A 26,006-nucleotide genomic window follows, 5' to 3' on the forward strand; every position below is an offset into this window, starting at 1 on the left:
GACAGTCATGAATTCTGTCACCAGCGAAGCGACGACCTATTCACGTGATGCCAGCTCCATGCTGGTCTCGACCATCATCTCGCCGGAAGGCAGCCTGGAAGTGCTCTCCCAGGATGAGGTCAATCGCCTGCGCGACACCTCCTCCAACGGGTTGCACGACATCCTGCGCCGCTGTGCGCTGGCCGTGCTCAATTGCGGCAGCCAGACCGATGACAGCGTCGCGGTGCTCAACGCACACAAGAATTTCGAGATCGAGGTACTGCAGCAGGACCGCGGCATTCGCCTCAAGCTCGACAACGCCCCCGGCGATGCCTTCGTCGACGGCAAGATGATCCGCGGCATTCGCGAACATCTCTCCAGCGTGCTGCGTGACATCGTCTATGTGGCCAACGAGATCCAGAACACGCCACGTTTCGATCTCACGACCACCGAAGGCACCACCAATGCGGTGTTCCATATCCTGCGCAACGCCGGGGCCCTGAAGTCCTCGCGTGAGCCGAGTCTGGTCACCTGCTGGGGCGGGCACTCCATCAACCGTGAGGAATACGAGTACACCAAGGACGTGGGTTACCACCTCGGCCTGCGTGACCTCGACATCTGCACCGGGTGTGGCCCGGGCGCCATGAAGGGCCCGATGAAGGGCGCAAACGTCGCGCACGCCAAGCAGCGTCGCAAGGAAGGCCGCTATCTGGGCATCTCGGAGCCGGGCATCATCGCCGCGGAATCGCCCAACCCGATCGTCAATGAACTGATCATCATGCCGGACATCGAGAAGCGCCTTGAAGCCTTCGTGCGCACCGCACATGGCATCATCGTCTTCCCGGGCGGCGTGGGCACCGCCGAAGAGATTCTCTACCTGCTCGGCATTCTGCTGCACCCGGAAAACAGCGAGCTGCCATTCCCGGTCATCTTCACCGGCCCCGCGTCCAGCGCCGAGTACTTCAAGCAGATCGACGAGTTCATCGCCTACACCCTGGGCGAGGAAGCGCGCTCGCGCTACCGCATCATCATCGACAATCCGGTCGAGGTGGCACGCACCATGCGCAGTGGCATCGACCAGGTGGCGGAATTCCGTCGCCAGCATCAGGATGCCTTCTACTACAACTGGCGCCTGCACATCGCGCCGCACTTCCAGCAGCCCTTCGCGCCGACCCACGCCAACATGTCGGGCCTGGCGCTGCACCGCAACCAGCCGGTGCACGAACTGGCGGCCAACCTGCGTCGCGCCTTCTCGGGCATCGTCGCCGGCAACGTCAAGAAGGAAGGCATCGAGGAGATCGAGCGCGACGGCCCCTTCCGCCTGACCGCCGAAACCGAGCTGATGGAGCGTCTCGACGCCCTGCTCACCTCCTTCGTCGCCCAGGGCCGCATGAAGCTGCCGGGCAGCGATTACGTGCCCTGCTACACCCTGTGCAAGTAAGTGGCCCGGTGATGGCACGCTGAGGCGTGTCGTCACCTCATCAGCCATCACAAGAACGCCCCGATCATCGCTGATCGGGGCGTTCTTGTTTATCGGGAAGATCTTGCTGACAGCATCTCATGAGCCTCAAGAACCGAGACTCAGCCTTCCTCACCACGACGGCGCTGCATCCACATGCTGATCACATGCGCCAGCAGGCCCAGCGTCAGACCATCGACCAGCACCTCCAGCCCACCTTCCTGGGGGCGGTTGAGCACCGGCGCGGCAAGGTTGAACGCCGTCATCGCCGCCAGCCCTACTACCAGCCAGACCAGCAGACGACGCATCATGGTCGGCACCTTGGCCTTGGCGGTGTCTGACAGCTGGCGATAGATATAGATGCCCAGCGCGCTGACGGCGACGGCAAAGCCGACGATCAGCATCAGACGCGTATTCTCGCCGCTGATCAGGAAACGCGGAATATTGGCGACCATTACCACCGCCAGACCCGCCAGCACGGAGACACGCTGCGGCGTCAGGTTGCGAGCACGCGGATGATCAGGATTCAGTTTCGGCATGTGAAGCAGTCTCGATGAAAGAACGGACAACAGAAGAAGCAGACGGCGGGCCAGCCCACCGCCGCAGGATCAGGCCGTGGCCACGGCATCAAGCGCTAGCCGGGAGCGTCGGAATCCAGCTCTCGACCCACGGCAGCGCCGCGTCGTCGGCCATGAAGGTTTCCATGGCGTCGATCTCGAGGCGCTCGCCGTGACGCGTGGCGCCCAGGTCGGCCAGACGCTCATCCAGATGACGCCCCGCGCCACAGTAGGTCTCGCCGTAGGAGCTGTCGCCCAGGGCGATCAGCCCATAACGCAGCCAATCCAGCGCCGGAGACTCGGCAGACAGCGCATTGAGGAAGCCGGTCAGATTGCCCGGCACATCGCCACTGCCGGTGGTGGAGGTGACGAACAGCGCCAGATCAGGGCGCGCGTCAGTCAGGTCGGCCAGTGTCGGCTGGTCGATCACCTCGACCGTGTAGCCGGCCTGCTCGAACAACGGTTGCACCTGCTCGGCCACATCCAGTGAACCGCCATACATCGTGCCGACAAAAATCTTCAGAAGCGCCATGCATCCTTCCTTATTCGAACGATCACCCGCCAGTGACGGGAACGTGAGTGCAGTGCGAAGCGTCGCGCAGACGCTCTCCGACATTTGGTCGCGATGGTAGCACAGCAAGCCTGCGAGACGCAGGCGGGCCTGGTCCGATGAATCGCTAGCACAGCGCGCCTGCGGGACGCAGGCAGCAGGAGCTGGCATCTCCCTTCTGAGCATCCCGCAAACGAAACAGCGCCACCGTGAAGAACACGATGGCGCTGCGAAGCCTTGCCAGTGAAGCATCCTGCGTTGCGAGCCTGGATCACGATCGCTGGCGATGACGCCCTGTCAGGGGCGAACTTGCTGACTCAGCCTTCTGATCAGAAGCGATACGCCGCTGACAGACGCACGTCACGCCCCGGGCTGGTGATGGCGCCCGTGGTGATGCCGCGTGCGCTATTGGGTTCCAGGTAGTAGGTGTTCTGGTCGGTATATTCCTTGTCGAACAGGTTGTAGATACCGGCCGTCAGGGTCAGGTCGGGCATGTCGCTCGGTACCCAGCTGGCGTAGACATCGTGTGTGGCGTAACCGGCGCGCTCGCTCTGATCATCCGGCAGGTCAGTGAGGCGCTCGTAGGCGGTCACGGTCCAGCCGATCGTCATCTGCGGGTCAGCGAAGGTGTAGCGGTTGTCCAGGCTCCAGCGATCACCGGTCTGGTTGCCCAGGCCCATGTCGTCGACCACGGTCTCGCCCTGGTTGTCTTCCAGGTCCATGGTCAGGTAGCCCAGCGTCATGTCCCAGCCGCCGATGCCGTAGGTGGCACGCGCCTCGACACCCTTGCTGGTGACGATACCTTCCATGTTGGTGATAGTGGTCACACCGCCCGAACTCTCTTCGGTGATGTAGTTGTCGAAGTGGGTATCGAAGTAGGTGACTTCCAGGCCAGCGCGGTCACGCTGGGTGAGGAGGTCATTGCCCTTCCAGCGCGCGCCGACTTCCGTGCTGCGCGAGGTCTCGGCCTCAAGCCCCGGCTCAACCACCAAGCTCTCGCCGGGACCGACACCACCATCGACCAGGATGGCTTCACGGCCCTTGTTGCCGCGTACTGCCGTGGAGTAGCCGGTGAACAGCTCGACACCGCCGCCGACACGCCAGTTGAGGCTCGCGTTCGGGCTGACATCGGTGTCATCCAGCGTCTCGCCATTGGCGTATTCGGTCTTGTAGTCATCGACACGTGCGCCGAAGGACAGGTCCACCGCGCCAAGCGTCATGCGGTGCTGGGCGTAGAGCGCGAGGTTGCGGGCCTTCTCGTCGAAGCCGCCGGTGCTGGATTCGTCGTAGACATAATCGCTACCCAGCGTCAGACGGTTGTCCATGTCCTCGGGGCCGAAACGGAAGGTGTTGTTGAGATCGCCGCCATAGCTCTCGACATCGGCGTTCAGCTCGGCGCCGGTGGAAACCGTGGTGCGTTCCAGCTCGGCCCTGGTATGGAAGACGTTGGTGTGCACGTCCACCAGGCGCGAGCCCGGATCAAAGTCATAGTTGGCGGTATAGGTGTCACGGCTCAGGTCGGTATCGACCTTGGCATTGTTGAACTCCTGACACTCCATGTTGGGGCGCACGCAGTAGATGCCGGTGTCCTCGTTGTGCTCGGCGCTGATGCGCAGGCTGTGAGCACCCTGATCCAGCAGGCTGAACTTGCCGAAGTAACTGCGCTGATGGCCGCCGGTGCCCTCTTCTTCATCACCGCCGCCAGTGCGGTAGTCATCGCTGTTGCGTGCGCTGGTCGAGAACAGCAGGCCCGCGTTCGGCGCGACTTCACCGTAGACAGAGAGCGTGCCCTTGACGGCATCTGCCGCGGACTCGGTGCTGCCCTTGACCATGCCGCCGAAGGTCTGACCCGGCTTGAGCAGGTCCTGGGCATCCTTGGTGACGAACTTGATGCTGCCGCCCAGGGCGTTGGGGCCATTGTCGGCGGCGCCCGGTCCGGCCTGGACTTCGGCACGCTTGAGCAGTTCCGGCTCGATGTTGAAGCTGGAGCTGTGGTGGAACAAGTAGCCGTTCTGGCTGGCACCATCGACACTGATGTTGAGGTTGGTGTCTTCCAGACCACGCACGTAGATCTTCTCGGACGAGGCGGTGGTGCCGCCGACGGTGACGGACGGCGTATCACGGAACACATCCTTGAGATCATGCCCCTGATGCAGGGCGATCTCTTCACTATCGATGACCGCCGTGGCGTTGAGGCGATCGTCCTCGATCTGCAGCGTGTCCATCTGCAGCGTCTCTGCATGGGCAGTACTGGCACACAGCAGCGCAATGGCTGCCACCAGCGGACGCGGAGTGAAAGCAGTGGCGCGGGAAGCGCTGGCTGCCACGCACGGAGTGAGGCGATCGGTCATGAGCGGAGGGTTCCCAAGAGTAATAATAATAATGATTCTTTTTGCGAACGAGATGATGCACGCGTTTGCACATTTGCGTCATCAACACTCCCTGCAACGCCGCTCTGCAATTTCTGCAATCAGCGCGCGTCACTTCTCGTCTCTTGCAGCGCCAGATCGTGCCTCTAGCGCCAGAAACGCCCTGATTTGCACACTTTTTCACCCGTGCAGTCACCGGATTCACTTTTTTATCACCTGTCTGTCATCAGATACGGAACCATCGCCAGCCACTGACGTCTTAGCCGACATGGCTCGACAAGTGCCTTTCCCACGCAAATTTCTCGCTTCACGACAGGGTTTCGTCTTGCGGAGATCGGATTTGCGCAATGTGTGCGTCTTTGGATGCAACACTAAGGGCAGAGTGATATAGTTAGCGTGCTCAGATTAAGGGCGCTTGCTGTCACGCCGGACAGTGCCCTGTGATGATGGCCTCGGCCCTGAAGATATCTGCAGCAGTTGCAAGACCTGCCGCCGCGCGTGAAGGCCCGGCTGGCAGCTACGGTTGTTGATCGATGAGCGCGTCTTTGCCCGGGGGAAGCCCCCTGCGGCCTCAGGGGCACGGTCATCGACAGGCAATCCGTTGTGCAGCGACTGGCGCTGCAACGGGCCCGTTTGGCCCGTACAAGGTGGGTGTTTCCCTGACGGCACACCCCGACCCTCTGAACAACCGGACCTATTCGATGAGCGATATCGACGCCTATAACACCTTCCTGATGGTCGCGGACCTCGGCAGCCTGTCGCGCGCAGCAGAACGCCTGCGCCTGCCCAAGTCCACTGTCAGCCGTCGCCTCGACGCCCTTGAGGGCCGTTTCGGCACTCGCCTGGTCGAGCGTGGTCATCGTGGCATTCGCCTGTCAGAAGCCGGCGAGACCCTTTACCGTTACGCACGCTCGATGGCCAATCTCGATGATGAAGCGCACCGCGCCATCGAAGACCGCCAGTCAGACCTCACCGGTACCATCCGTATCCACGCCACGCCGTCGCTGGGTCGTCACTTCCTGGGTCACGCGCTGACCAGCTTCCTGTCGGAACACGAAGGCGTCGATATCAAGCTGAAGCTGTGGCACAACGGCCGCGAGATTCTCGAGAACCAGCCACACCTGGTGATCGGCTTCCCGCATCTGGCCGGCAGCACCCACGTCTTCCGCCCGTTGACCCACTGGCATCAGGCGGCCTACGCGGCCTCTCACGTCGAGAACCCGGAAGAACTGCCGTGGGGCGAGCTGGAACCGCTGGTGTCCGGCACCTCCCTTTCGCGTCACCCGGAAGACCCGCGCCCGAATCACATCCAGTCAGATGACCTCGAAGTCCTCACCGACTACGTGGCCGATGGCCTGATTCGCGCCGTGCTGCCGACCGACTGGGTCAACACCCTCAGCGAGCGCAACGGCCAGTCCTTCAAGCGTCTGGAATGCGACGAGATTCCGCCGGTCGAGATCGGCATGCTGCTGCCGCGTGGCCCGATCCCGACCCGCGTGCGCATGCTCGCCGACTGGCTCGCCCGCGAGATCGGCAAGACAGAGCCGGAACGCGTCACCGCCAAGGCCGCCCGTCGCACTGTCAGCGAAGCCGCCACCTCAGCCGGTTGATTCACGCTCTGCCACGCCGGCCCTCACCCTCGCGGTGAACCGATACAGCGCGGCACACAGCAAAAAAGGCCAGCCCTCAGGGGCTGGCCTTTTGCGTTCTGGCTTGTCATGTTTAGCAGGTACTGAATAAACGACAGGCAGGGCTTCTCATGTGGCAACGCGACACGCTCACCCTCTCCGCCCGCAAGCGCGGTTTTCACCTCATCAGTGACGAGGTGGAACAGGCATTGGCCGAAATGCCGCCGGTCAGTGTCGGCCTGTTGCATGTGCAGCTGCTGCACACCTCCGCCTCGCTGACGCTCAACGAGAACGCCGACCCCGACGTGCGTCACGACATGGACGCCTTCCTGCGCCGCTTGGTGCCCGGCGACCTGCCCTACTTCCGCCACACGTTGGAAGGCGATGACGACATGCCTGCCCACGTACTCGCCAGCCTGCTCGGCACCCAACTCACCCTGCCTGTCGAAGCCCGCCGCGGCGTCAATCGCCTCGCACTCGGCACCTGGCAAGGCATCTGGCTCGGCGAACACCGTGACCACGGCGGCAGCCGCAGGCTGTGTCTGACGCTGAGTGGAGAATGAAGAAAGGCCGCGATCAAACGCGGCCTTTTGGGTCTTCCGAAGCTACTGAAACACAGGCTCATCGCGTCGAGTCTTCGTCCCCTACCGTGCCGCCCATCGGGTCCATGGCGCGGCTGGAGGGATATTTATAGGAGGCGAAGCGCACGGCGAGTACCGAGAGGGCGAGGAAGAAGATGCCGCCGCAGAGGTAGAGCAGGCCGATATCGGGGGCCTTGTGGTGGGAGACATCGCCGATGAGGTAGCGCGTCAGCGCGGTGATGGCGATGTAGAGCAGAAAGCGGATCGGCAGGTGGTTGGTCTTAAAGTAGATACCGACCATCGCGCCGAGTTCGAGATAGATGAACAGCAGCAGGATGTCATCGACGCTGGCCGAGCCCTTGGCGAACATCTCGAAGAAGGCCGATACCGAGGCGATGGCAATCGCGCCGCCGATGGCGAACAGGCCAAGATAGTGAAAACCTTCGACCAGCAAGTTGCCGATCGAGTTGGCTTGCTTGTGCATGCGCTCCCGATGCTTGTCCAGCCTGTTCATGCCGCGTGTCCTCAGACAGAGATGATGAGAAAGAGACTGCAATATCGGTGCCGCGGTCGTGATGAAGGCAAGATTGGGCCATCAGGCCCGCGCAGGCGCTGCCCTACCAGCCGAGCGTCTGCTTGACGAAGGGAATGGTCAGTTTGCGCTGAGCGGAGAGCGAGGCGTTGTCGAGTTCGCTCATCGCCGCGAACAGGCCCGGCAGGCTACGCGGCCCGCGATGCAGGATGTAGCGGGCGACTTCGTCGGGCAGTGCAAGGCCGTGGTCACGGGCACGCAATTTGAGCGCTTCGAGGCGCTGGGCATCATCCAGCCCCGAGAGATGGAAGGTGACGCCCCAGGAGAGGCGCGAGGCGAGATCCGGCAGGATGACGGGCAGCAGACGCGGCGCGCAGCTGGCGCTGACCAGCAGATGCCGCCCGCCATCGCGCAGGCGGTTGTAGAGGTGGAACAGCGCCTCTTCCCAGCGCTGGCGACCGATCACCACATCCAGGTCATCGATGGCGACCAGGTCCATCTCATCCAGCCCTTCGAGCATGTGCGGCGGGAAGTGGCCCAGCTCATTGAGCGGCAGATAGAAGGCACGCTTGCCCAGCTCGCCCGCCAGATGACAGGCCGCCTGCAACAGGTGGCTACGCCCACTCTGCTCGCCGCCCCACAGATAGACGAAGGGCTCCCCGCCGTCGGCAAGCTGCCCCTTGAGGGCCTCCGCCAGCGAGGTCGAGGTGAAGTGGTAGTTGTCGAAGGTCGCGGCGTCACGTACCCCGACGCCGAGTGCCATCTGTCCCTGAGTCATTGCCATCCGTCATGCTGATTGTTGTTGCCGTGATCTCGTCTCTCGATCACTGGGTATCCTCTGCCGCCGGCGGTGCTGGCTGATCGGCAGCCACCGCGGGGCGAGAATCACGCTGTTGGTCATATAAAGTACTGTTTTTATAGCGATCATGCAGATAACGCAAGAGCACCATGATCACGGCCGCCACCGGCAGGGCCAATAGAATGCCGGTAAAGCCGAACAGCTGGCCGCCCGCCATCACCGCGAAGATGACCGCGACCGGATGCAGTCCGATCTTGTCGCCCAGCAGCAGCGGCTGCAACACCACGCCTTCCAGCAGCTGGCCGAGCGCGAAGACTCCGCCGACCGCCAGCAGCGCCCACCACTCGCCGAACTGGAAAAAGGCCACCGTGGCCGCGATCAGGATACCGACGATGACGCCCAGATACGGCACGATGCTGGCAAGCCCCGCCACCAGACCGATCAACAGCGCGAACTTGAGCCCGATGATCGCCAGGCCGATGGCGTAGACGATGCCCAGACTCAGCATCACCAGCAGCTGCCCGCGCAGGAAGGCGCCCAGCACCTCATCACAGTCATGCGCCAGACGCGTGGCGGTGGGCTCCATATGGCGCGGCAGCAGGCCCTGCAGCTTCTCCTTCATGCGGTCCCAGTCGAGCAGCAGATAGAAGGTGACGACGGGAATCAGCGCCAGATTGCCCAGCCAGATGGCCATCGCCAGCCCGGACTTGGAGACGGTACCCAGCAGCGCGGCGGCGAAGGTGCCGGTCTCTTTCCAGTTGCCCAGCAGCAGCGAGCGGACCTGATCGAAATCGGCACTGAAATCCAGCCCGGTGAACGCCTGGATTTCCGGCAGCACCGTCTCGCGTATCCAGTTGAAGACCACCGGCATGAAGCTGATCAGCTGTGCCAGCTGGCGCCCGAGCAGCGGCACCAGAATCAGCATGGCGATCAACAGCACCAGTGAAAGCACGCTGAACACCAGCGTGACCGCCAGATGGCGCGACAGGCCCTTGTCTTCCAGCCAGTCGGCCAGCGGATCACCCAGATAGGCGAGAATCATGCCGATGAAGAACGGCATCAGGATAGGCTCCAACAGAACCAGCAATCCCAGCAGGGCTACGCCTGCGGCCAGCAACCACCATTTACGCTGCATCTTCACTCCTTGAGACAAGCCGGGGCACTCGTGACGGCTGACTGCCGACGGCGCACGCATCACCCATTGTTGCCTGTCGCCGAGTCACCCACAAGACACGCGCCGCTCACTCGTCTGACATTGCCTCTCCCGGCGCCATCCAAGGCGCGACAGGGCCTGCCATGACTGGCGCGGCGGCCTTTTCACATTTTGATGCAGCTTTGTGAATCGGCACAGTGTCAGCTGCGAAGCGCAATGCTACAATGGCCGCCTTTCTTTTCCCGCGATCGATCGTGTCTCACCGCCCAGGCCGCACCGACAGGAACCTCACATGACGCAACGCCCCCAGGACTCCTCGCCCAGCAAGACTTCCTTGAGCTACAAGGATGCAGGTGTCGATATCGATGCAGGCAACGCCCTCGTCGAACGCATCAAGGGTGTCGCCAAGCGCACTCACCGCCCGGAAGTGATGGGTGGTCTGGGTGGCTTCGGCGCCCTGTGCGAACTGCCGGCAGGCTACCGCCAGCCCGTGCTGGTCACCGGCACCGATGGCGTGGGCACCAAGCTGCGCCTGGCCATGGACCTCAACCGTCACGACACCATCGGCATCGATCTGGTGGCCATGTGCGTCAATGACCTGGTGGTCGCCGGCGCCGAGCCGCTGCAGTTCCTCGATTACTACGCCACCGGCAAGCTCGACGTCGACATCGCCGCTGACGTCGTCACCGGTATCGGCGAAGGCTGCCTGCAGTCCGGCTGCGCGCTGGTCGGCGGTGAAACCGCTGAAATGCCGGGCATGTACGAAGGCAGCGACTACGACCTGGCCGGTTTCTGCGTCGGTGTGGTCGAGAAGTCCGAGATCCTCGACGGCAAGAAGGTCGGCGCAGGCGACGTGATTCTGGGTCTGGCCTCCTCCGGCCCGCACTCCAACGGCTACTCGCTGATCCGCAAGATTCTCGAAGTCGCCGATGCCTCCCTGCTGGAGCAGGAAATCGACGGCCAGCCGCTGGCTGACGCCCTGATGGCGCCGACGCGCATCTACGTCAAGCCGCTGCTGTCGCTGCTCAAGGAAAGCGGCCTGTCCGTGCACGCCATGTCCCACATCACCGGTGGCGGCCTGCTAGAGAACATCCCGCGCGTGCTGCCGGAAGACTGCACCGCCGAGATCGACGTCGCCAGCTGGAAGCGCCCGGCCATCTTCGACTGGCTGCAGCAGCAGGGCAACGTCGAAGAACACGAGATGCACCGCGTGCTGAACTGTGGTGTCGGCATGGTCGTGGTCGTCGCTGAGTCTGACGCCACCGCCGCACGTGCTCACCTGGAAGCCCAGGGCGAGACCGTCTTCACCCTCGGCAGCATCCGCGCCCGCAAGGAGCTGGAAGAGCAGGTCCAGCTGGAGAATCTGTCCGCATGATCGAACCGACTACCAACGCCTCCAATGGTGACACTCTCGGCGGCTTCGGCAACGGTTTCGAGGCAGACGATGCGCCGGTTCGCCCGCGCGTCGTGGTACTGATTTCCGGCAGCGGCAGCAATCTGCAGGCGCTGCTGGAAGCGCAGGAACACGACGAGCTGGGCGGCGACGTGGTCGCGGTCATCTCCAACAAGGCCGATGCCTACGGCCTGGTACGTGCGCGCGACGCCGGCGTCGATGCCGTGGTGCTGCCGCATGATGAGTACGAGAACCGCGAGCACTACGATGGCGCCCTGATCAAGGTGATCGAGCGTCATGAACCGGACCTCATCGTGCTGGCCGGTTTCATGCGCATCCTGTCGCCGATCTTCGTGCAGCGCTTCTTCGGCCGCCTGATCAACATTCATCCGTCACTGCTGCCGGCCTGGCCAGGGCTGGATACCCATCGCAAGGTACTGGAAGCCGGCGAGAAGGAACACGGCGCCAGCGTGCACTTCGTCACCGAGGAGCTCGACGGTGGTCCGGTCGCGATCCAGGCCGTCGCCAACGTGCTGGACGGCGATGATGAGGCCAGCCTGAAGGAGCGCGTGCACACGCGTGAGCACCTGATCTACCCGATCGCAGTGCGCTGGTTCCTCGAAGGCCGCCTGACGCTCGACGGCGATGTGGCCAAGCTCGACGGCCACACCCTGCCGGTGGGCGGTCTGCGCCTTTCCCACGCCGATGTGGAAGAAGAGCTCAGCGATGAGCTGCCGGAAGGCGAAGAAGACTGATCCGTTGACAGCGAACTGACGAACAGCGAACTGATGGAAAGCTGACAGCGAGCTGACAACACAAGACCCCGCGACATGCCGATGTCGCGGGGTCTTCTTGTTTCTACTGATTCACTTCTCTCTCGATGGCATTCGCTTTCAGAAGGTGTAGCTGACCCCCACCTCCCCGCGCGCCGTCACCTCATCCCAGGTCTCGATGCCGGCGCCCAGATGCAGCATGGCATTGCGGCCCAGCTGCATGCGCCAGCCACCGTCGACACGCAGGTAGTTGTCGCTGCCGCGATCGAGATCCTCGCCGTGGTAGGCATTGGTCGGCAGGCTCGCCAGTCGCACCTCAGCGCTGTCGGCGTCATCATCCAGACGCTTGCCGTAGGCCAGCTCACCGTAGAGGCCGAAGCCCTCCGCGATGGCGCGGTCGACCATGAAGCCAGCCTCGACCCGGCGATCGCGCAGCGTCTGATCCGAGACGCTCAGGGCGTTGGCGGAAGAGCCGGATTCGGTGTAGCCCTCGATGTCGGACTCGGTATGGCGATAGGCCACGAAGGGCGCGTTGTACCACAGCGAATCGGCAGCGGTGAGGCGATAATCGAGACGCGCCTCGGCGCTGAAGCCATCGCCATCGGTCTCACCGGACAGGGTGCGCGATGACTGACCCAGCGCGACATGGCGGTCAAGGTCGTAATCGAAATCGCCGTAGCTGGCCACCGCCTGGACGCCAAACCTGCCCAGCTGCTGACGCGCGAACAGGCTGAACACCTGCCCTTCCAGCTCAAGCTCACTGCCATCATCGACATCGAAGTCCGCATTGCGCTGACTGACCGCAACACCGCCCCAGGCCTGGCCGAGCGCGTTGTCCAGCGGCAACATCACGCCGACACCCGCACCGCGCTGCTCGCTGTCAAAGCCCTGCTGGCCGGTGGAAGTCTCGCCATCGCCGGTGCCGCCACTGGCCGAGCCGATGGCGAACACGCGCACGCCCTTGCCTTCGCCATCACTGGAGCGCTGCTTCTGCGCGCCGGGACGCAATTCATCGGCGAGGCTGCGCTGACTGGCATTGAGCGTCCCCGTACCCAGCTGCGGTGCCAGCCCCAGTACCGAGGGCGCGGCGAGCATCGCATAGGCGTAGTCGGCCAGAATCTCCTGACCGGCGGTGGTCGGGTGCACGCCATCATTGAACAGCAGCTTGTCAGGGTCTTCCGCGGCGCCGCCCAGCCCGTAGGGCGTGACGTTGCAGCTGTCCGAGAAGCACACCCGGGTCAGCGGCACGTCGCCGGCGAAGCCGAACTCGGCCGGCGAGGCCAGCACCTCCTCGAGAATACCGACGGTATCCAGGCGGATGATGTTGACCTCGCCATCCAGCGCCGCCAGTCGCGCGCCCAGCGCATCATTGAAGACGCCCACCAGCGCGGAGGTCCCCGCCGCCTGCGCCGCGCCCGCCGACTGGCCGGCCGGGGTGCTGCCGACATCCGGCAGATTGGAAACCATGATGGTGGTGGCACCCGCCGCTGCCAGCGCCTCCACCGCCGCGGCCAGATTGCCGGCAGAGGCGACCGCCGTGGCCGGTGAGGTGATCACGCCCTGCAGGAAGTCATTGCCACCGCCGTTGACGTAATAGAGGGCGTCCGGGTCGGCACTGCCGCCGGTGCTGACCAGATAGCCATCCTCGACCCTGAGCACCGTGCCGGCGCCCGGGCTGCCCGCGGGAATGACCACCTCGGAGCCATCCTCATCGGTCACCGAGGCCAGAATCTGCGCCGTGGTGTAACCGCCCACCGCGTAGTTGGTGCCGTCACTGAAGCCGGCCAGCTGATAGATCACCGAGGTGGAGGGCTCTGCCGCCAGCCCCAGTTCCGTGGCCAGCAACTGGGTCGAGACGCTGCCATAGGCCGAATTCTCGTAATCCGGACCGCTGCGGTTGGTGAAGCGCAGACTATTGAGGCCACCCAGAGTGGTATCGGGGAACTGGCCAGAGTCGCTCAGGCTGTCGCCGAAGAGATAGAGATTGGTATAGGCCTGTGCGGGAGTCGCCAGCAAGGTGGTGCTGATGGCGAGAGCGAGACTCGTGAGAGTGAAACGTCGGGCCAGACCGCTGGCCGGAGGGAATACAGCGCGATGTGAACGCGATGGCATGGCGTGCCCCTTGCTTGTGGGAGGTATCCGTCCTGCAGCCACTCTGGGGGTGGCCTGCAGACAAGCATAGGCAATAAAACGAATGATTGAATCACGTGTTTCGTTCAACTTCCGGCTAAGACTCAGCGCCTTGCGAGCATGTCACGTTCTCGCGACTGCCATCGGCATCTCCCATTCCGCCGTCGTCTCTTTCTTGTCATCGCCTCTTTCTTGCCACCGTCGCCACACGCCACAGGCAAGCACAAAAAAAGCGCCTCCCGCAGGAGGCGCTCTTGGCTTGCTTGTCTTGCCGCACCCTTGGCCTGCCGCACTCTTGGCCTGCGGCGTGCGGGTCACTTGCGTGAACGCAATACCCAGGCGTGCAGCAAGAGGTATCAGGTACGCGGCAGTGTCACGCCACGCTGGCCCTGATACTTGCCGCCGCGATCCTTGTAGCTGGTCTCGCAGACTTCATCGGACTCGAGGAACAGCATCTGTGCCACGCCTTCGTTGGCGTAGATACGCGCCGGCAGGTTGGTGGTGTTGGAGAACTCGAGGGTGACGTGGCCTTCCCACTCCGGCTCCAGCGGCGTCACGTTGACGATGATGCCGCAACGCGCGTAGGTGGACTTGCCCAGGCAGATGGTCAGCACGTTACGCGGAATACGGAAGTACTCGATGGTACGGGCCAGCGCGAAGGAGTTGGGCGGAATCACGCAGGAGTCGCCCTTCACGTCCACGAAGCTCTTCTCGTCGAAGTGCTTGGGGTCCACCGTCGCCGAATGGATGTTGGTGAAGACCTTGAACTCATCCGAGCAGCGCACATCGTAGCCGTAGCTGGAGGTGCCGTAGGAAATCACACGGCGCTCATCGTGAAAGCGCACCTGATCGGGCTCAAAGGGGTCGATCATGTCGTGGCTTTCGGCCATGCGACGGATCCACTTGTCGGATTTGATGCTCATCGAGCGTACCTGACTGACTGATGGGGAGAGACGCGTGAGCGCCATGAAACGCGGGCCAGCATGATACCGGCCCGCTGCGTCACTGGAAACCTCGGCAAGCGCGGCTTGCGCGTGGCGCGTCGGGCTCAGCTGAAGCTGATGCTCGGGCCTTCGTCCGCGCCGGCACTTTCCAGAGACTCGGCGACCTGACGCGCGACGGCGCGGAAGCTCGCGGCCACTTCGCCGTCCGGCTCCGCGATCACGCTCGGGCGACCGCCATCGGCATTCTCGCGAATGCTCAGGGTCAGCGGCAGCTGGCCCAGCAGACGAGTCTGGTACTCATCGGCAATACGCTCACCACCGCCCGCGCCGAAGACCGCTTCACTATGGCCACACTGGCTGCAGGTATGAGTGCTCATGTTCTCGACCACCCCAAGCACCGGCACCTTGACCTTGCGGAACATCTCGATGCCCTTCTGGGCGTCCAGCAGTGCGATGTCCTGCGGCGTGGTGACGATGACGGCGCCGGAGACCGGCACCTTCTGCGACAGGGTCAGCTGGATGTCACCGGTGCCCGGCGGCATGTCGATCAGCAGCACGTCAAGCTCGCCCCAGGCGGTCTGGTTGAGCAGCTGCTGGAAGGCGCCGGCGACCATCGGGCCACGCCAGACCATCGGGTCCTTCACGTCGACCAGATAGGCCATCGACATGGTCTTGATGCCATGCGCCTCGATGGGGCTGAAGACCTGCTCACCGGCCATTTCCGGACGCTGACCACTCGGCACGCCGAACATCTGCGCCTGACTCGGGCCATAGATGTCGGCGTCCAGCAGGCCGACCTTGAGCCCTTCCGCCGCCAATGCCAGCGCCAGATTGGCGGTGACGGTGGACTTGCCGACGCCTCCCTTGCCGGAAGCGACCGCGACAATGTGCTTGATACCTTCCATACCTTGAAACTCCTGTGACGCCCTGCGCGGCGCGATGAATGTGGCGCGCAGGCGTCTGAACTGTCAGCGAAAAAAGCCGTGGAACACGATGGGCACAGTATGCCTGCCACCGCGATACGGGCCAAGCCGATGAACCATGTCCTGATAGACAGTGCCCAGATAGACAATGCCTGGATGCATCAGTACCGATCAGCCATGCCCCGGGCCGTGGACGCCATGCCCTTGAGATCAGGAATCAGAAGCGCACGTCGACCGGCAGGAAGCGCCACTCGCCCGGCGCCATGCGGCCGAGCAGAATCGCGCCCAGACGCAGACGACGCACCTCGATGACCTTGAGGCCCTGCCCCTCGACCGCAGCGCGGATACCCCCCATCGGCACCCGCTTCATGGCGATGCGCAAACGGGTGTCGCTCTGCCAGCTGATGCTGACCTTGGGCTTGCGGCCGCGGATGTCAGCACACAGCGCGAAGCCGATACGCTTGAGACCTTCGTCATCCAGCGCTCCCTCCACCTCGACGACGTATTCCTGCTCCAGCTGGTCCAGATCATCACCCAGCTTGCGGATCACGCCACGGTTCTGTGACCACACGGCGAGACCGGATTCATCCTCGCCGAGCTCGGCCAGCGGCTGCTGGGACAGGAAATGCACCTTGAGCCAGTCGGCACCGCTGTTGTCGAGTGCACTGCGCGGCGCGCCGTCACGCAGGGTCAGAGGGTCCGGCAGCGGCGTGCCCGGCGGCTGGTACCACAGCAGTGTCATCGGCGCGATGGGTTCCATGCTGGCCCCCTCGTCGACCGTGACGACCTGATCCGTAACCTTGAAGAACGGTGCCTCGATGACCTCACCCGCGACACGCACCACACCTTGCGCGATGAGATGCTCGGCCTCGCGGCGCGAGATGCCCTGCTGATGGGCCAGAAACTTGGATAGACGGACGGGTTCGGTCATGGGGACTCTCGAGGCAGCGACGCAGGCAACAGGCAGAGCAGCAGCACGCAGAAGCGCAGATAGATAAAAAGAAGCGGGACGCCTGACAGGGTCATCAAGGCTGGCCCGCCATGATAACGGCATGCGCCGAGGATGGCACGGACGAGACACACCGAAGATGCTAGGCTGCGGGGCCATAAATCGGTGCTGCGCGCTTCGGCAGATCATCTGACGTGCCCCACAAAGTCCGGGGCTGCTCTCCGCCAGCTCATCTGTTCCACTACGCCTGGGCATGCGCCATCGCCACGCAACCGCGTGGTGACACTTGCGGAACCCTTTGCGCGGCAAAACGTCAGAGTTGCGTTGAAGCTCACTCTGAACCATACAGGGCCAGGGTCAGGCAAACTGATGCGCTTGCGCGTCAACTGTCGCTACCGAGGAAGCCGATGGCCAACGCTTGAGCCTCCGTCAGTGACACGCCAGCCGAAGGTGTACGATCAACCCGGCTTTACCCTGCGCGCCATCCCGCCTTGCTGCGCTTCCCAGGCAACGTTCACAGGTATCTTGCATGCGTTTATCTCCCACATCGCCCCGCCCGCTGACTCACACTCGGCGCTACGCCATCAGCAGCGCTCTCACGCTTCGTCATCTGGTACTGATCTTCGGCCTGACACTGGCCGCGGGCTGCTCCGCGCCGCACGCCTCGGACGCGCCTGCCGCACCGACCACCGCGGCCAAGGCAGCCGTCAAGGCCGAGCGGCTGGAAAGCCTGCTGGTGCAAGGCGAAAGCGATGTGCCCGAGAACCTGCTGCTCAGCAAGGCCGGCGCCAAGGCGATCGACCCCAACGGCCAGCGACCGGTGGATGACCCCCTGACCTGCCTGGCGCGCGCCGCCTATTGGGAAGCCAAGGGCGAAGGCAGAAGCGGCATGCAGGGTATCGTCAATGTGGTGATCAACCGCGCCGCCGACCCGCGTTTCCCCGATAGCCTGTGCGGCGTGGTCAAGCAGGGTGGCGAAAGCGGCAGCTGCCAGTTCTCCTGGTGGTGTGACGGGCGCTCCGACCGCATTCGCGAACCTGCCGCCTACGCCGAGGCCCGCGACGTGGCCCGCCAGGCACTCAACCATCAGCTGGAAGACGTCACCGACGGCGCCCTCTACTTCCACGCCCGCTATGCCACGCCCTACTGGGCCAAGCGCTTCGTGCGCACCGCGCGCATCGGTCAACACCTGTTCTATCGCAACTGAGCGCGAGCCACTGCTGCTGGAAGACCGCTGCAGAGAGCCAGCCGATACTTGCTCCAGACACCCTGCGATCAGAAGCCATAAACACGACGCCCCCGCTGCCATCGGCAACGGGGGCGTCTGCATGAGAGCGGGTTGTCACTTACTTGTCCGGCCGGGCCGCCAACTTGGTGCGGATGAACTCGCTGTGGCTGACATGCAGCAGCCCGGCAAGACGGCGGATGCGATGCTCCTCCTGGGGGTCCAGCTCGCCATCGGCCCAGGCCAGCTCCCAGAGCATGCCGATCAGTTCGCTGCGCTCCTCAAGGCTCATGTGCTCGTTGAGCTGCTTGACGAAGCGGTAGTGGTCCGTGGCCTGCTCGGCATCCTGCTCGGCCTGGGTCAGCAGGCTGGCAAGCTCCTCATCCCCCAGCGAGAAGCGCTCGGCCAGCTGGCGCGCCAAGGCTTCCCGCTCGCGCACATCGAGATGGTCATCGGCGCGCACCACCTCGAACATCAGCACAGCCATGGCGAGTTCCGGGCCGAGCTCCTCATTGGGGCGGGCGTTGCTGCCGGGCATCATCACTTGGCGGATGAGACGATTGATCTGACCGGCGACGGATAGCTGAGCTGGCATGCTGACCTCCAGGAACGGGAAATGTAGTGTCCTTGATTCCTTCATAAGGGCAGCGGCACGCGTTGCAACCTCACAGTTGCGCACGGCTGCGTTGCCGGTGACGCGACGCGCCCTTCGCGCCGCCCGCGCCTTCGCGATATAGTAGCGCCCATCCCGACGGGGCGATGCGTTCGCCCCTTATCACGAGTCATCCCGGCGAGTGGCTGCGCACTGCGCAGCAGGCGCCCTTTACCGTCAAGACGAGGCCTCATGTCAGCGCGCAAGATTCTGGTTACCAGTGCCCTGCCCTATGCCAATGGGTCGATCCACCTGGGTCACCTGCTTGAGTACATCCAGACCGACATCTGGGTACGCTTCCAGAAAAGCCGTGGCCACGAATGCCATTACGTGTGCGCCGATGACGCCCACGGCACCGCCATCATGCTGCGTGCCGAGCAGGAAGGTATCACCGCCGAGCAGCTGATCCAGCGTGTGAGTGACGAGCATCAGGCCGACTTCGCCAAGTTCGGCGTCGGCTTCGACAACTATCACTCCACGCACTCGCCGGAGAACCGCGCCCACAGCGAGCGCATCTATCTGGCACTGCGTGATGCCGGCCATATCGCCACACGCGATATCGAGCAGATGTTCGATCCGGTCAAGGGTCTGTTCCTGGCCGACCGCTTCATCAAGGGCACCTGCCCGAAGTGCAAGACCGAAGACCAGTACGGTGACAACTGTGAAGCCTGCGGCGCGGCCTACACGCCGGCCGAGCTGATCGATCCGGTCTCGGCCATCTCCGGCGCCACGCCGGAAATGCGCACCTCCACCCACTACTTCTTCAAGCTGCCGAACTTCGAGAACTTCCTCAAGGAATGGACGAAGAGTGGCCGCGTCCAGAGCCAGATTTCCAACAAGCTGCAGGAATGGTTCGAGGCGGGGCTGGCCGAGTGGGACATCTCCCGCGATGCGCCCTACTTCGGCTTCGAGATTCCCGACGCGCCGGGCAAGTACTTCTATGTATGGCTGGACGCGCCGATCGGCTACCTTGCCAGCTTCCAGAACCTGTGCGAGAAGCAGGGCATCGACTTCGACAGCTACTGGAAGGCCGATTCCGACGCCGAGGTCTATCACTTCATCGGCAAGGACATCGTCTACTTCCACGCCCTGTTCTGGCCGGCGATGCTGGAAGGTGCCGGCATGCGCACCCCGACCGGCGTCAACTGCCACGGTTTCGTGACCGTCAACGGCGCCAAGATGTCCAAGTCGCGCGGCACCTTCATCAAGGCCGACACCTACGCGCAGTTCCTCAACCCGGAATACCTGCGCTACTACTTCGCCGCCAAGCTGACCTCCGGCGTCGATGATCTTGACCTCAACCTCGAGGACTTCACCGCGCGCGTGAATTCCGACCTGGTCGGCAAGGTGGTCAACATCGCCAGCCGCTGCGCCGGTTTCGTCAAGAAGTTCGGCGACGGCAAGCTGTCCGCGACCTGCGCCGAGCCGGAGCTGGTCGAGCGCTTCATCGCCGCTGGCGAAGGCATCGCGGCGGACTTCGAAGCCCGTGAGTTCGCGCGCGCCATGCGCAAGGTGATGGAGCTGGCCGATGAAGCCAACACCTATATCGCCGACAAGGCACCGTGGGCGATGGCCAAGGCAGACGGCCGCGAGCAGGAAGTGCTCGACGTCTGCTCCGTGGGCATCAACCTGTTCCGCCAGCTGATGGTCTATCTGGCGCCGGTGATTCCGGAACTGACCGACAAGGCACGCGACTTCCTGAACCTCGAGAGCCTCGACTGGGCCAGCCGTGAAAGCGTGCTGACCGATCACGCCATCAACAAGTTCAAGCCGCTGCTGACCCGAGTGGAGCCGGAGCGCATCGACAAGATGCTCGAGGCCTCGCGCGAAGTGCTGGTCGAGGAGCAGAAGATCAAGGACGGCACCGCCAAGGCAGAGGCCGCTGCCGCGCCGAGCCCGCTCGACGCCGACCCGATCGCCGAGGAGATCGACTTCGATACCTTCATGAAGACCGACCTGCGCGTGGCGAAGATCGTCAAGGCGGAGCACGTCGAGAAGGCGGCCAAGCTGCTCAAGCTGACGCTGGATATCGGTGGCGAGACGCGCACCGTCTTCTCCGGCATCAAGTCCGCCTACGCGCCGGAAGCCCTGGAAGGCCGCCTGACGGTGATGGTCGCCAACCTGGCACCGCGCAAGATGCGCTTCGGGGTGTCCGAGGGCATGGTGCTGGCCGCCGGTGATGACGAAGGCATCTACCTGCTGGAGCCGCACACCGGCGCCAAGCCGGGTCAGCGCGTCACCTGATGCCGTGACGCTGCACTGAGCGAGCCTCTCCGAGGGCTCTTCAGCACAACGCCCCGCCAGAATCGCTCTGGCGGGGCGTTGTCGTTAATGCGTCGCCTCCAGACGCCGAGACGGCTACTCGTAGCGGCGACCCGCGTGCTCCAGCCAGCCATCCACATGGCGGCCACCGGGATCATGGTGCGTCCAGTGGATCACGCCACCCTTGTTGGTCCATTCATATTCTCCATAGAAGCCGATGCGATCACCGACCTGAAGACTGTCGATGCGCGGCGCGAGGTCGATGTTGTGCGCCACCAGAATGGTGGTGCCGCCCGCGACCCGAATCAGGAACTTCTGATGACGGCTGCCCTTGAGATCATCCCGGAGCAGACGTATCACCTCCCCCGTGCCACGTACCTGAACATCACTCTGCTGCGCACTGATGGCGCGCCTGAGTCGGCTTTCGTCCGCCGAGGAGGTGCCTTCTCCCTGCGTCGCCTCGGCCTGCGGCGACTGGAAGTCATCCCACAGCTGGGAAAGCGAGAAGTTGCCATTGCCCGTCAGCTGCGAGATGCCCGCCATCGCCACCACCAGGATGATGACCCATAACGGCCGACGGCCGCGTGTTCCTGTCCTGCGCATATCCCGCTCCTTGTGCCACCCCTGGATGACGTGAAAGTCTCTGATCACGTCACAATCAATAAAAGTAATAAAGGAATTCTTCTTTATTACTTCAAGAACCAAGCAAAACGCGAAACAATGGTCGTCTCATACTGGCAACACTCCGCCTTGCTTGCCACGCTACAGGCTGTCGGCCAGCAGCATCTTGCGTATAATACCGCCGCGCTCGACGATCCCCTGCCCTGCAGCTTCCTGACAGCTTGCGGCAGCACCAGCCCTGATCGCCTGCGAGCGCCGGTTAACACATGCCGCGAGCACGGAAGCGCCTTCGAAACACCCTGACCGAGCGACGCCCCTGATGAGTGAATACCTTCTTATCCTGATCAGCACCATCCTGGTCAACAATTTCGTACTGGTGCAGTTCCTCGGCCTGTGCCCCTTCATGGGTGTCTCCAACAAGCTGGAGTCCGCGATGGGCATGTCGCTGGCCACCACCTTTGTGCTCACGCTGTCCTCGATGTGCGCCTACCTGACCTATCACTTCATCCTCGCGCCGCTGGGGCTCGAGTACCTGCGCACCATCGCCTTCATCATGGTGATCGCCGTGGTGGTGCAGTTCACCGAGATGGTAGTCAAGAAGACCAGCCCGCTGCTCTATCAGGTGCTGGGCATCTTCCTGCCGCTGATCACTACCAACTGTGCGGTCCTCGGCGTAGCGCTGCTGACCCTGAACCGCAATTCCAGCTTCATGGAAGCCACCCTCTACGGCTTCGGCGCGGCCGTCGGCTTCTCGCTGGTACTGGTACTGTTCGCCGCCATGCGCGAACGCCTGGCCGTCGCCGATGTGCCGCGCCCCTTCCAGGGCCCGGCCATCGCGATGATCACCGCCAGCCTGATGTCGCTGGCCTTCCTCGGCTTCTCCGGACTGGTGCAGATCTGACATGCTCGAATTCTTCAACGACCATACGCTGATCTCCGCCATCGTCGCACTGGTGGCCATGGCCGTCGTCTTCGGGGGCCTGCTCGGCTTTGCCGCCGTGGCCTTCAAGGTCGAGGGCGACCCCATCGTCGAGCAGATCGACCAGCTGCTGCCGCAGACCCAGTGCGGCCAGTGTGGCTATCCGGGCTGCAAGCCCTACGCCCAGGCCATCGCCGAAGGCGACGAGATCAACAAGTGCCCGCCGGGCGGCGAAAGCACCATCGCCTCGCTGGCCGACCTGCTGGGCCGCGAGGCCACGCCGCTGGATGGCGATACCGACAACACCCCCAAGGTGGCAGTGATTCGCGAGGACGAATGCATCGGTTGCACCAAGTGCATCCAGGCCTGCCCTGTCGATGCCATTCTCGGTGCTGCCAAGCACATGCACACCGTGATCGCCGACGAATGCACCGGCTGCGACCTGTGTGTCGAACCCTGCCCGGTCGATTGCATCGACATGGTGCCGGTCGCCACTGACGTGCGCAGCTGGCACTGGCCGCAACCGGCGGGCCCGACCCGCGACAATGCCCGCTTCAGCGGCAACCTGATCGTGACCGATGCCGCCGACTCTACTGCCACATCTGCAAGGAATGTCGCCTGATGGTTCTGTCGTTACTCAAGTCCATGGTGACTTCCTCAGGTTCTGCTGCCACGGCGGAGGCGGAACACACACAGAAGGGTCAGGTCGCGCCGCGCGTGTTCGACTTCCACGGCGGTATCCATCCGCCGGAGCACAAGGCGCTCTCCAACCGCGCCCCGCTGGTGGCCGCCCCGCTGCCCCGTGAGGTGGTACTGCCGCTCAGCCAGCATATCGGCGCGCCCGCCCAGCCGCTGGTGGAGATCGGCCAGCGCGTCAAGACCGGCGAGCTGATCGCCCGCGCCCAGAGCATGATCTCCGCCCCGGTGCATGCCAGCATCACCGGCGTGGTCACCGCCATCGAGCCGCGCCAGATTCCCCATGTCTCGGGTCTGGAAGACCTGTGCATCGTGATCGAGCGCGAGGGTGAGATCGACGAATGGGCGCGCCTGGAAGCCTGGCGCGACTGGCGTCAGCAGGAAGCCCAGGACCTGATCCAGCGCCTGCAGGATGCCGGCGTGGTCGGCCAGGGCGGCGCCGGCTTCCCCTCGGCGGTCAAGGCGCGGGTACGTGAACGCCACGCCATCGACACCCTGATCCTCAATGCGGCAGAGTGCGAGCCCTACATCACCGCCGATGACCTGACCATGCGCACGCATCCGGAAGCGCTGATCGAAGGGCTCGAGATTCTCGCCAGCCTGATCGGCCCCGAATGTATCCTGATCGGCATCGAGGACAACAAGCCCGAGGCCGTCATCGCGCTGGAGCAGGCGATTCGCGCCCGCCGCGCCGACAAGCGCCTGCCGCCGCTGGACTCACGCCTCGAAGTCGTGGTGGTACCGACCAAGTATCCCTCGGGCGGCGAGAAGCAGCTGATCAAGCTGCTGACGGACCGCGAAGTGCCCAGCCGTGGCCTGCCCGCCGATGTCGGCGTGGTGGTGCACAACCCGGGCACCGTGCGCGCCGTGCAGCGCGCGGTGTGCTTCGGCGAGCCGATGATCTCGCGTGTCGTCACCCTGACCGGTGAGGCGCTGCAGCACCCGCACAATGTCGAGGCGCGCCTGGGCACCTCCATCGCAGACCTGCTGCGTCTGGCGGCGCCGGCGCCGACGGGCATCGCACGTCTGGTGATGGGCGGGCCGATGATGGGCTTCACGCTCGAGAGCGACGCCCTGCCGATCATCAAGACCACCAACTGCCTGCTGGCCTCCTCTCCCGAGTCACTGCCGACACCGGCGGCCGAGCAGCCGTGCATCCGTTGCGGCATGTGCGAACAGGCCTGCCCGGCCGAGCTGTTGCCGCAGCAGCTCTACTGGTTCTCCAAGGCACGCGAGTTCGACAAGGCCGAGCTCTACAATCTGGCGGACTGCATCGAATGCGGCGCCTGCTCCTATGTCTGCCCCAGCCAGATTCCGCTGGTGCAGTATTACCGCTTCGCCAAGGGCGAGATTCGCAGCGCCCAGCATGAGGCGCGCAAGTCCGAACGCGCTCGTCACCGCTTCGAATTCAAGCAGGCGCGCATGGCGCGCGAGGAAGCCGAGAAGGAAGCCAAGCGCCAGCAACGCGCTCAAGCGGCCCAGAAGTCCGCCGCCGCTCGCGCCGATGCCAGCACCACCGCAGACACGGCCTCGGCCTCCACAGCGACCGCTGCTGCCCAGCCGGCACCGGCCACCGACATCAAGGCCTTCAAGACGGCGCGCGCTGCGGCCAACATTGCCCTCAAGAAGGCCGAAAAAGCCCTCAAGGCAGCCCAGGATGGCGGTGAGAGCTCCGAGAGCGATATCGCCAAGCTCGAGGCCAACGTGACCGCAGCCAAGACCAAGCTCGCCAGCGCCGAGAGCTCTCTCAAGGCCGCCAGCGAGACAAGCGAGTCAGCTGCCCCTGCGACCGCCGGCGCTTCGACAGGCGCTGCTGCTCCGGCAGCCGCAGCATCGGCTGTCGATCTCAAGGCACTCAAGACGGCGCGGGCCGCAGCCAATATCGCCGTCAAGAAGGCCGAGAAGGCCCTCAAGACCGCCCAGGACAGCGGTGAAGGCGATATCCCGGCCCTCGAGAGCAGCCTGGTAGAGGCCAAGACCCGACTGGCCAAGGCTGAAGCCGACCTCAAGGCTGCCAGCGAGTCAGCGGCCCCTGCACCGGCCGGCGCTTCCTCGACAGGCGCGGCTGCCCCGACAGCCGACCTCAAGGCGCTCAAGACGGCGCGGGCCGCCGCCAATATCGCGGTCAAGAAGGCCGAGAAGGCCCTCAAGACCGCCCAGGACAGCGGTGAAGGCGATATCCCGGCCCTCGAAAGCAGCCTGGCAGAGGCCAAGACCCGACTGGCCAAGGCTGAAGGCGATCTCAAGACCGCCAGCGAGGCCAGCGAGTCAGCTACCCCTGCACCGGCCGGCGCTTCCGCGACGGGCGCGGCTGCCCCGGCAGCCGACCTCAAGGCACTCAAGACAGCACGCGCTGCGGCCAATATCGCAGTCAAGAAGGCCGAAAAGGCCCTGGCCCGCGCCAGCGAGAGCGGCGAAGGCGATATCGAGGACCTCCAGACCCTGCTGGCCACGGCCCAGGAAAACCTGCGCGCCGCCGAGGTGCGCCTCAACAGCGCGCAAGCCGGCAGCACTGACGCGACGCCTGCCGCCAAGAGCGCGGGCGAATTGATTCCCGAGGCGCCAAAGCCTGCCGCAGGTTCTGTGGGACGCGGCAGCATGGCCAGCAACGTGACGCTCTCTCAGGCAGAGATCGAGGCATCACGCGCCGAGAACCTCGCCAAGCGTCACAAGCAGGTCAGCATCGCGGTCAAGGCGGCCGAGGCGGCACACCGCAAGGCCGAGGCCGCATTGAGCGAGGCGGATGACGAAAACCGTCAGCGCCTGGCGACCAAGGTCGACCGCACACGCCGCAATCTGGAACACGCCCGCGAGTCATTGGCCGAGGTGCAGGCACTGGTGGACGCCCAATGAACGACCTGAGCCCAATTACCGCGCCAATGGCGACTCATCCTGAAGCACGCCTCGTGTCA

General features: G+C 63.9%; 23 protein-coding genes. 11 read left to right on the forward strand and 12 right to left on the reverse strand.

The window, feature by feature from the left end:
* The first annotated feature begins 7 nt into the window (after positions 1 to 7).
* A complete protein-coding gene (gene ppnN / locus AC5WNJ_RS10785; RefSeq protein ID WP_495929657.1) occupies positions 8 to 1,420 on the forward strand; it encodes a nucleotide 5'-monophosphate nucleosidase PpnN in 1,413 nt (470 codons plus the stop codon).
* Between the two features lie 140 nt (positions 1,421 to 1,560).
* Here ppnN and AC5WNJ_RS10790 read toward each other — a convergent pair whose 3' ends face one another.
* The 3 genes from AC5WNJ_RS10790 to AC5WNJ_RS10800 form a co-directional block, all read right to left on the reverse strand.
* On the reverse strand, positions 1,561 to 1,977 hold the full coding sequence (locus AC5WNJ_RS10790; RefSeq protein WP_495929658.1) for a hypothetical protein: 417 nt from the start codon (positions 1,975 to 1,977) through the stop codon (positions 1,561 to 1,563).
* A gap of 88 nt (positions 1,978 to 2,065) precedes the next feature.
* Complete coding sequence (locus AC5WNJ_RS10795; RefSeq protein ID WP_495929659.1) at positions 2,066 to 2,527, reverse strand: flavodoxin domain-containing protein; 462 nt, start codon at positions 2,525 to 2,527, stop codon at positions 2,066 to 2,068.
* A 347-nt stretch (positions 2,528 to 2,874) separates the two neighbouring features.
* Entirely contained in the window at positions 2,875 to 4,896 is a 2,022-nt protein-coding gene (locus AC5WNJ_RS10800; RefSeq protein ID WP_495929660.1) for a TonB-dependent receptor domain-containing protein, read from the reverse strand.
* 719 nt (positions 4,897 to 5,615) lie between these two features.
* On the opposite strand from AC5WNJ_RS10800, the gene AC5WNJ_RS10805 reads away from it, so the two are divergent.
* Positions 5,616 to 6,524, forward strand: a complete 909-nt coding sequence (locus AC5WNJ_RS10805) for a LysR family transcriptional regulator (protein WP_495929661.1) — start codon at positions 5,616 to 5,618, stop codon at positions 6,522 to 6,524.
* Positions 6,525 to 6,673: 149 nt separating this feature from the next.
* Positions 6,674 to 7,105, forward strand: a complete 432-nt coding sequence (locus AC5WNJ_RS10810; protein ID WP_495929662.1) for a secondary thiamine-phosphate synthase enzyme YjbQ — start codon at positions 6,674 to 6,676, stop codon at positions 7,103 to 7,105.
* Positions 7,106 to 7,163: 58 nt separating this feature from the next.
* Here AC5WNJ_RS10810 and AC5WNJ_RS10815 read toward each other — a convergent pair whose 3' ends face one another.
* From AC5WNJ_RS10815 to AC5WNJ_RS10825, 3 genes are all read right to left on the reverse strand, one after another.
* The gene (locus tag AC5WNJ_RS10815; RefSeq protein WP_495929663.1) at positions 7,164 to 7,637 is read right to left on the reverse strand and encodes a phosphate-starvation-inducible protein PsiE; all 474 of its coding nucleotides are present in this window, start codon (positions 7,635 to 7,637) and stop codon (positions 7,164 to 7,166) included.
* Between the two features lie 103 nt (positions 7,638 to 7,740).
* Complete coding sequence (hda, locus tag AC5WNJ_RS10820) at positions 7,741 to 8,439, reverse strand: DnaA regulatory inactivator Hda (RefSeq protein ID WP_253060926.1); 699 nt, start codon at positions 8,437 to 8,439, stop codon at positions 7,741 to 7,743.
* A 40-nt stretch (positions 8,440 to 8,479) separates the two neighbouring features.
* Positions 8,480 to 9,589, reverse strand: coding sequence for an AI-2E family transporter (locus AC5WNJ_RS10825; RefSeq protein WP_253060928.1), 1,110 nt, complete (start codon positions 9,587 to 9,589; stop codon positions 8,480 to 8,482).
* A gap of 310 nt (positions 9,590 to 9,899) precedes the next feature.
* Between AC5WNJ_RS10825 and purM the strand changes: the two genes are divergently transcribed.
* Complete coding sequence (gene purM / locus AC5WNJ_RS10830) at positions 9,900 to 10,982, forward strand: phosphoribosylformylglycinamidine cyclo-ligase (RefSeq protein ID WP_495929664.1); 1,083 nt, start codon at positions 9,900 to 9,902, stop codon at positions 10,980 to 10,982.
* A complete protein-coding gene (purN, locus tag AC5WNJ_RS10835) occupies positions 10,979 to 11,755 on the forward strand; it encodes a phosphoribosylglycinamide formyltransferase (protein WP_253060930.1) in 777 nt (258 codons plus the stop codon). Before purM ends, purN begins: the two co-directional genes overlap by 4 nt.
* A 138-nt stretch (positions 11,756 to 11,893) precedes the next feature.
* Here purN and AC5WNJ_RS10840 read toward each other — a convergent pair whose 3' ends face one another.
* From AC5WNJ_RS10840 to AC5WNJ_RS10855, 4 genes are all read right to left on the reverse strand, one after another.
* Entirely contained in the window at positions 11,894 to 13,885 is a 1,992-nt protein-coding gene (locus AC5WNJ_RS10840) for an autotransporter outer membrane beta-barrel domain-containing protein (protein WP_495929665.1), read from the reverse strand.
* A 374-nt stretch (positions 13,886 to 14,259) separates the two neighbouring features.
* Positions 14,260 to 14,826: a dCTP deaminase gene (gene dcd, locus AC5WNJ_RS10845; RefSeq protein ID WP_176677458.1), complete on the reverse strand. Its 567-nt coding sequence runs from the start codon at positions 14,824 to 14,826 to the stop codon at positions 14,260 to 14,262.
* A 125-nt stretch (positions 14,827 to 14,951) separates the two neighbouring features.
* Positions 14,952 to 15,788, reverse strand: a complete 837-nt coding sequence (gene apbC / locus AC5WNJ_RS10850) for an iron-sulfur cluster carrier protein ApbC (protein WP_495931042.1) — start codon at positions 15,786 to 15,788, stop codon at positions 14,952 to 14,954.
* A 199-nt stretch (positions 15,789 to 15,987) separates the two neighbouring features.
* Positions 15,988 to 16,701, reverse strand: a complete 714-nt coding sequence (locus AC5WNJ_RS10855; protein WP_495929666.1) for an RNA pseudouridine synthase — start codon at positions 16,699 to 16,701, stop codon at positions 15,988 to 15,990.
* 547 nt (positions 16,702 to 17,248) lie between these two features.
* Here AC5WNJ_RS10855 and AC5WNJ_RS10860 point away from each other — a divergent pair.
* Positions 17,249 to 17,926 carry a cell wall hydrolase gene (locus tag AC5WNJ_RS10860; protein ID WP_253060935.1) on the forward strand — a complete coding sequence of 226 codons (678 nt, stop codon included), beginning with the start codon at positions 17,249 to 17,251 and terminating at the stop codon, positions 17,924 to 17,926.
* A gap of 139 nt (positions 17,927 to 18,065) precedes the next feature.
* On the opposite strand, the gene AC5WNJ_RS10865 is transcribed toward AC5WNJ_RS10860, so the two are convergent.
* Positions 18,066 to 18,539 (reverse strand): tellurite resistance TerB family protein, encoded by a 474-nt coding sequence (locus AC5WNJ_RS10865; protein ID WP_495929667.1) that lies wholly within the window; start codon positions 18,537 to 18,539, stop codon positions 18,066 to 18,068.
* A 249-nt stretch (positions 18,540 to 18,788) separates the two neighbouring features.
* Here AC5WNJ_RS10865 and metG point away from each other — a divergent pair, with 249 nt between their 5' ends.
* Positions 18,789 to 20,840: a methionine--tRNA ligase gene (metG, locus tag AC5WNJ_RS10870; protein WP_495929668.1), complete on the forward strand. Its 2,052-nt coding sequence runs from the start codon at positions 18,789 to 18,791 to the stop codon at positions 20,838 to 20,840.
* Between the two features lie 114 nt (positions 20,841 to 20,954).
* Here the strand turns inward: metG and AC5WNJ_RS10875 are convergent, their stop codons facing one another.
* The gene (locus AC5WNJ_RS10875) at positions 20,955 to 21,461 is read right to left on the reverse strand and encodes a DUF3465 domain-containing protein (RefSeq protein ID WP_495929669.1); all 507 of its coding nucleotides are present in this window, start codon (positions 21,459 to 21,461) and stop codon (positions 20,955 to 20,957) included.
* 30 nt (positions 21,462 to 21,491) lie between these two features.
* On the opposite strand from AC5WNJ_RS10875, the gene AC5WNJ_RS10880 reads away from it, so the two are divergent.
* Genes AC5WNJ_RS10880 through rsxC form a run of 4 tightly spaced genes read left to right on the forward strand, consistent with a single transcriptional unit; the run spans position 21,492 to position 25,947 of the window.
* Positions 21,492 to 21,782 (forward strand): hypothetical protein, encoded by a 291-nt coding sequence (locus AC5WNJ_RS10880; RefSeq protein ID WP_495929670.1) that lies wholly within the window; start codon positions 21,492 to 21,494, stop codon positions 21,780 to 21,782.
* Between the two features lie 16 nt (positions 21,783 to 21,798).
* Positions 21,799 to 22,380, forward strand: coding sequence for an electron transport complex subunit RsxA (rsxA, locus tag AC5WNJ_RS10885; RefSeq protein ID WP_043334102.1), 582 nt, complete (start codon positions 21,799 to 21,801; stop codon positions 22,378 to 22,380).
* 1 nt (position 22,381) lies between these two features.
* A complete protein-coding gene (rsxB, locus tag AC5WNJ_RS10890) occupies positions 22,382 to 23,020 on the forward strand; it encodes an electron transport complex subunit RsxB (RefSeq protein WP_253060940.1) in 639 nt (212 codons plus the stop codon).
* Positions 23,020 to 25,947, forward strand: a complete 2,928-nt coding sequence (gene rsxC / locus AC5WNJ_RS10895) for an electron transport complex subunit RsxC (RefSeq protein ID WP_495929671.1) — start codon at positions 23,020 to 23,022, stop codon at positions 25,945 to 25,947. The genes rsxB and rsxC overlap by 1 nt, the downstream gene beginning before the upstream one ends.
* Positions 25,948 to 26,006 lie beyond the last annotated feature (59 nt).

Source organism: Cobetia sp. PDI-23MA (assembly GCF_059507735.1).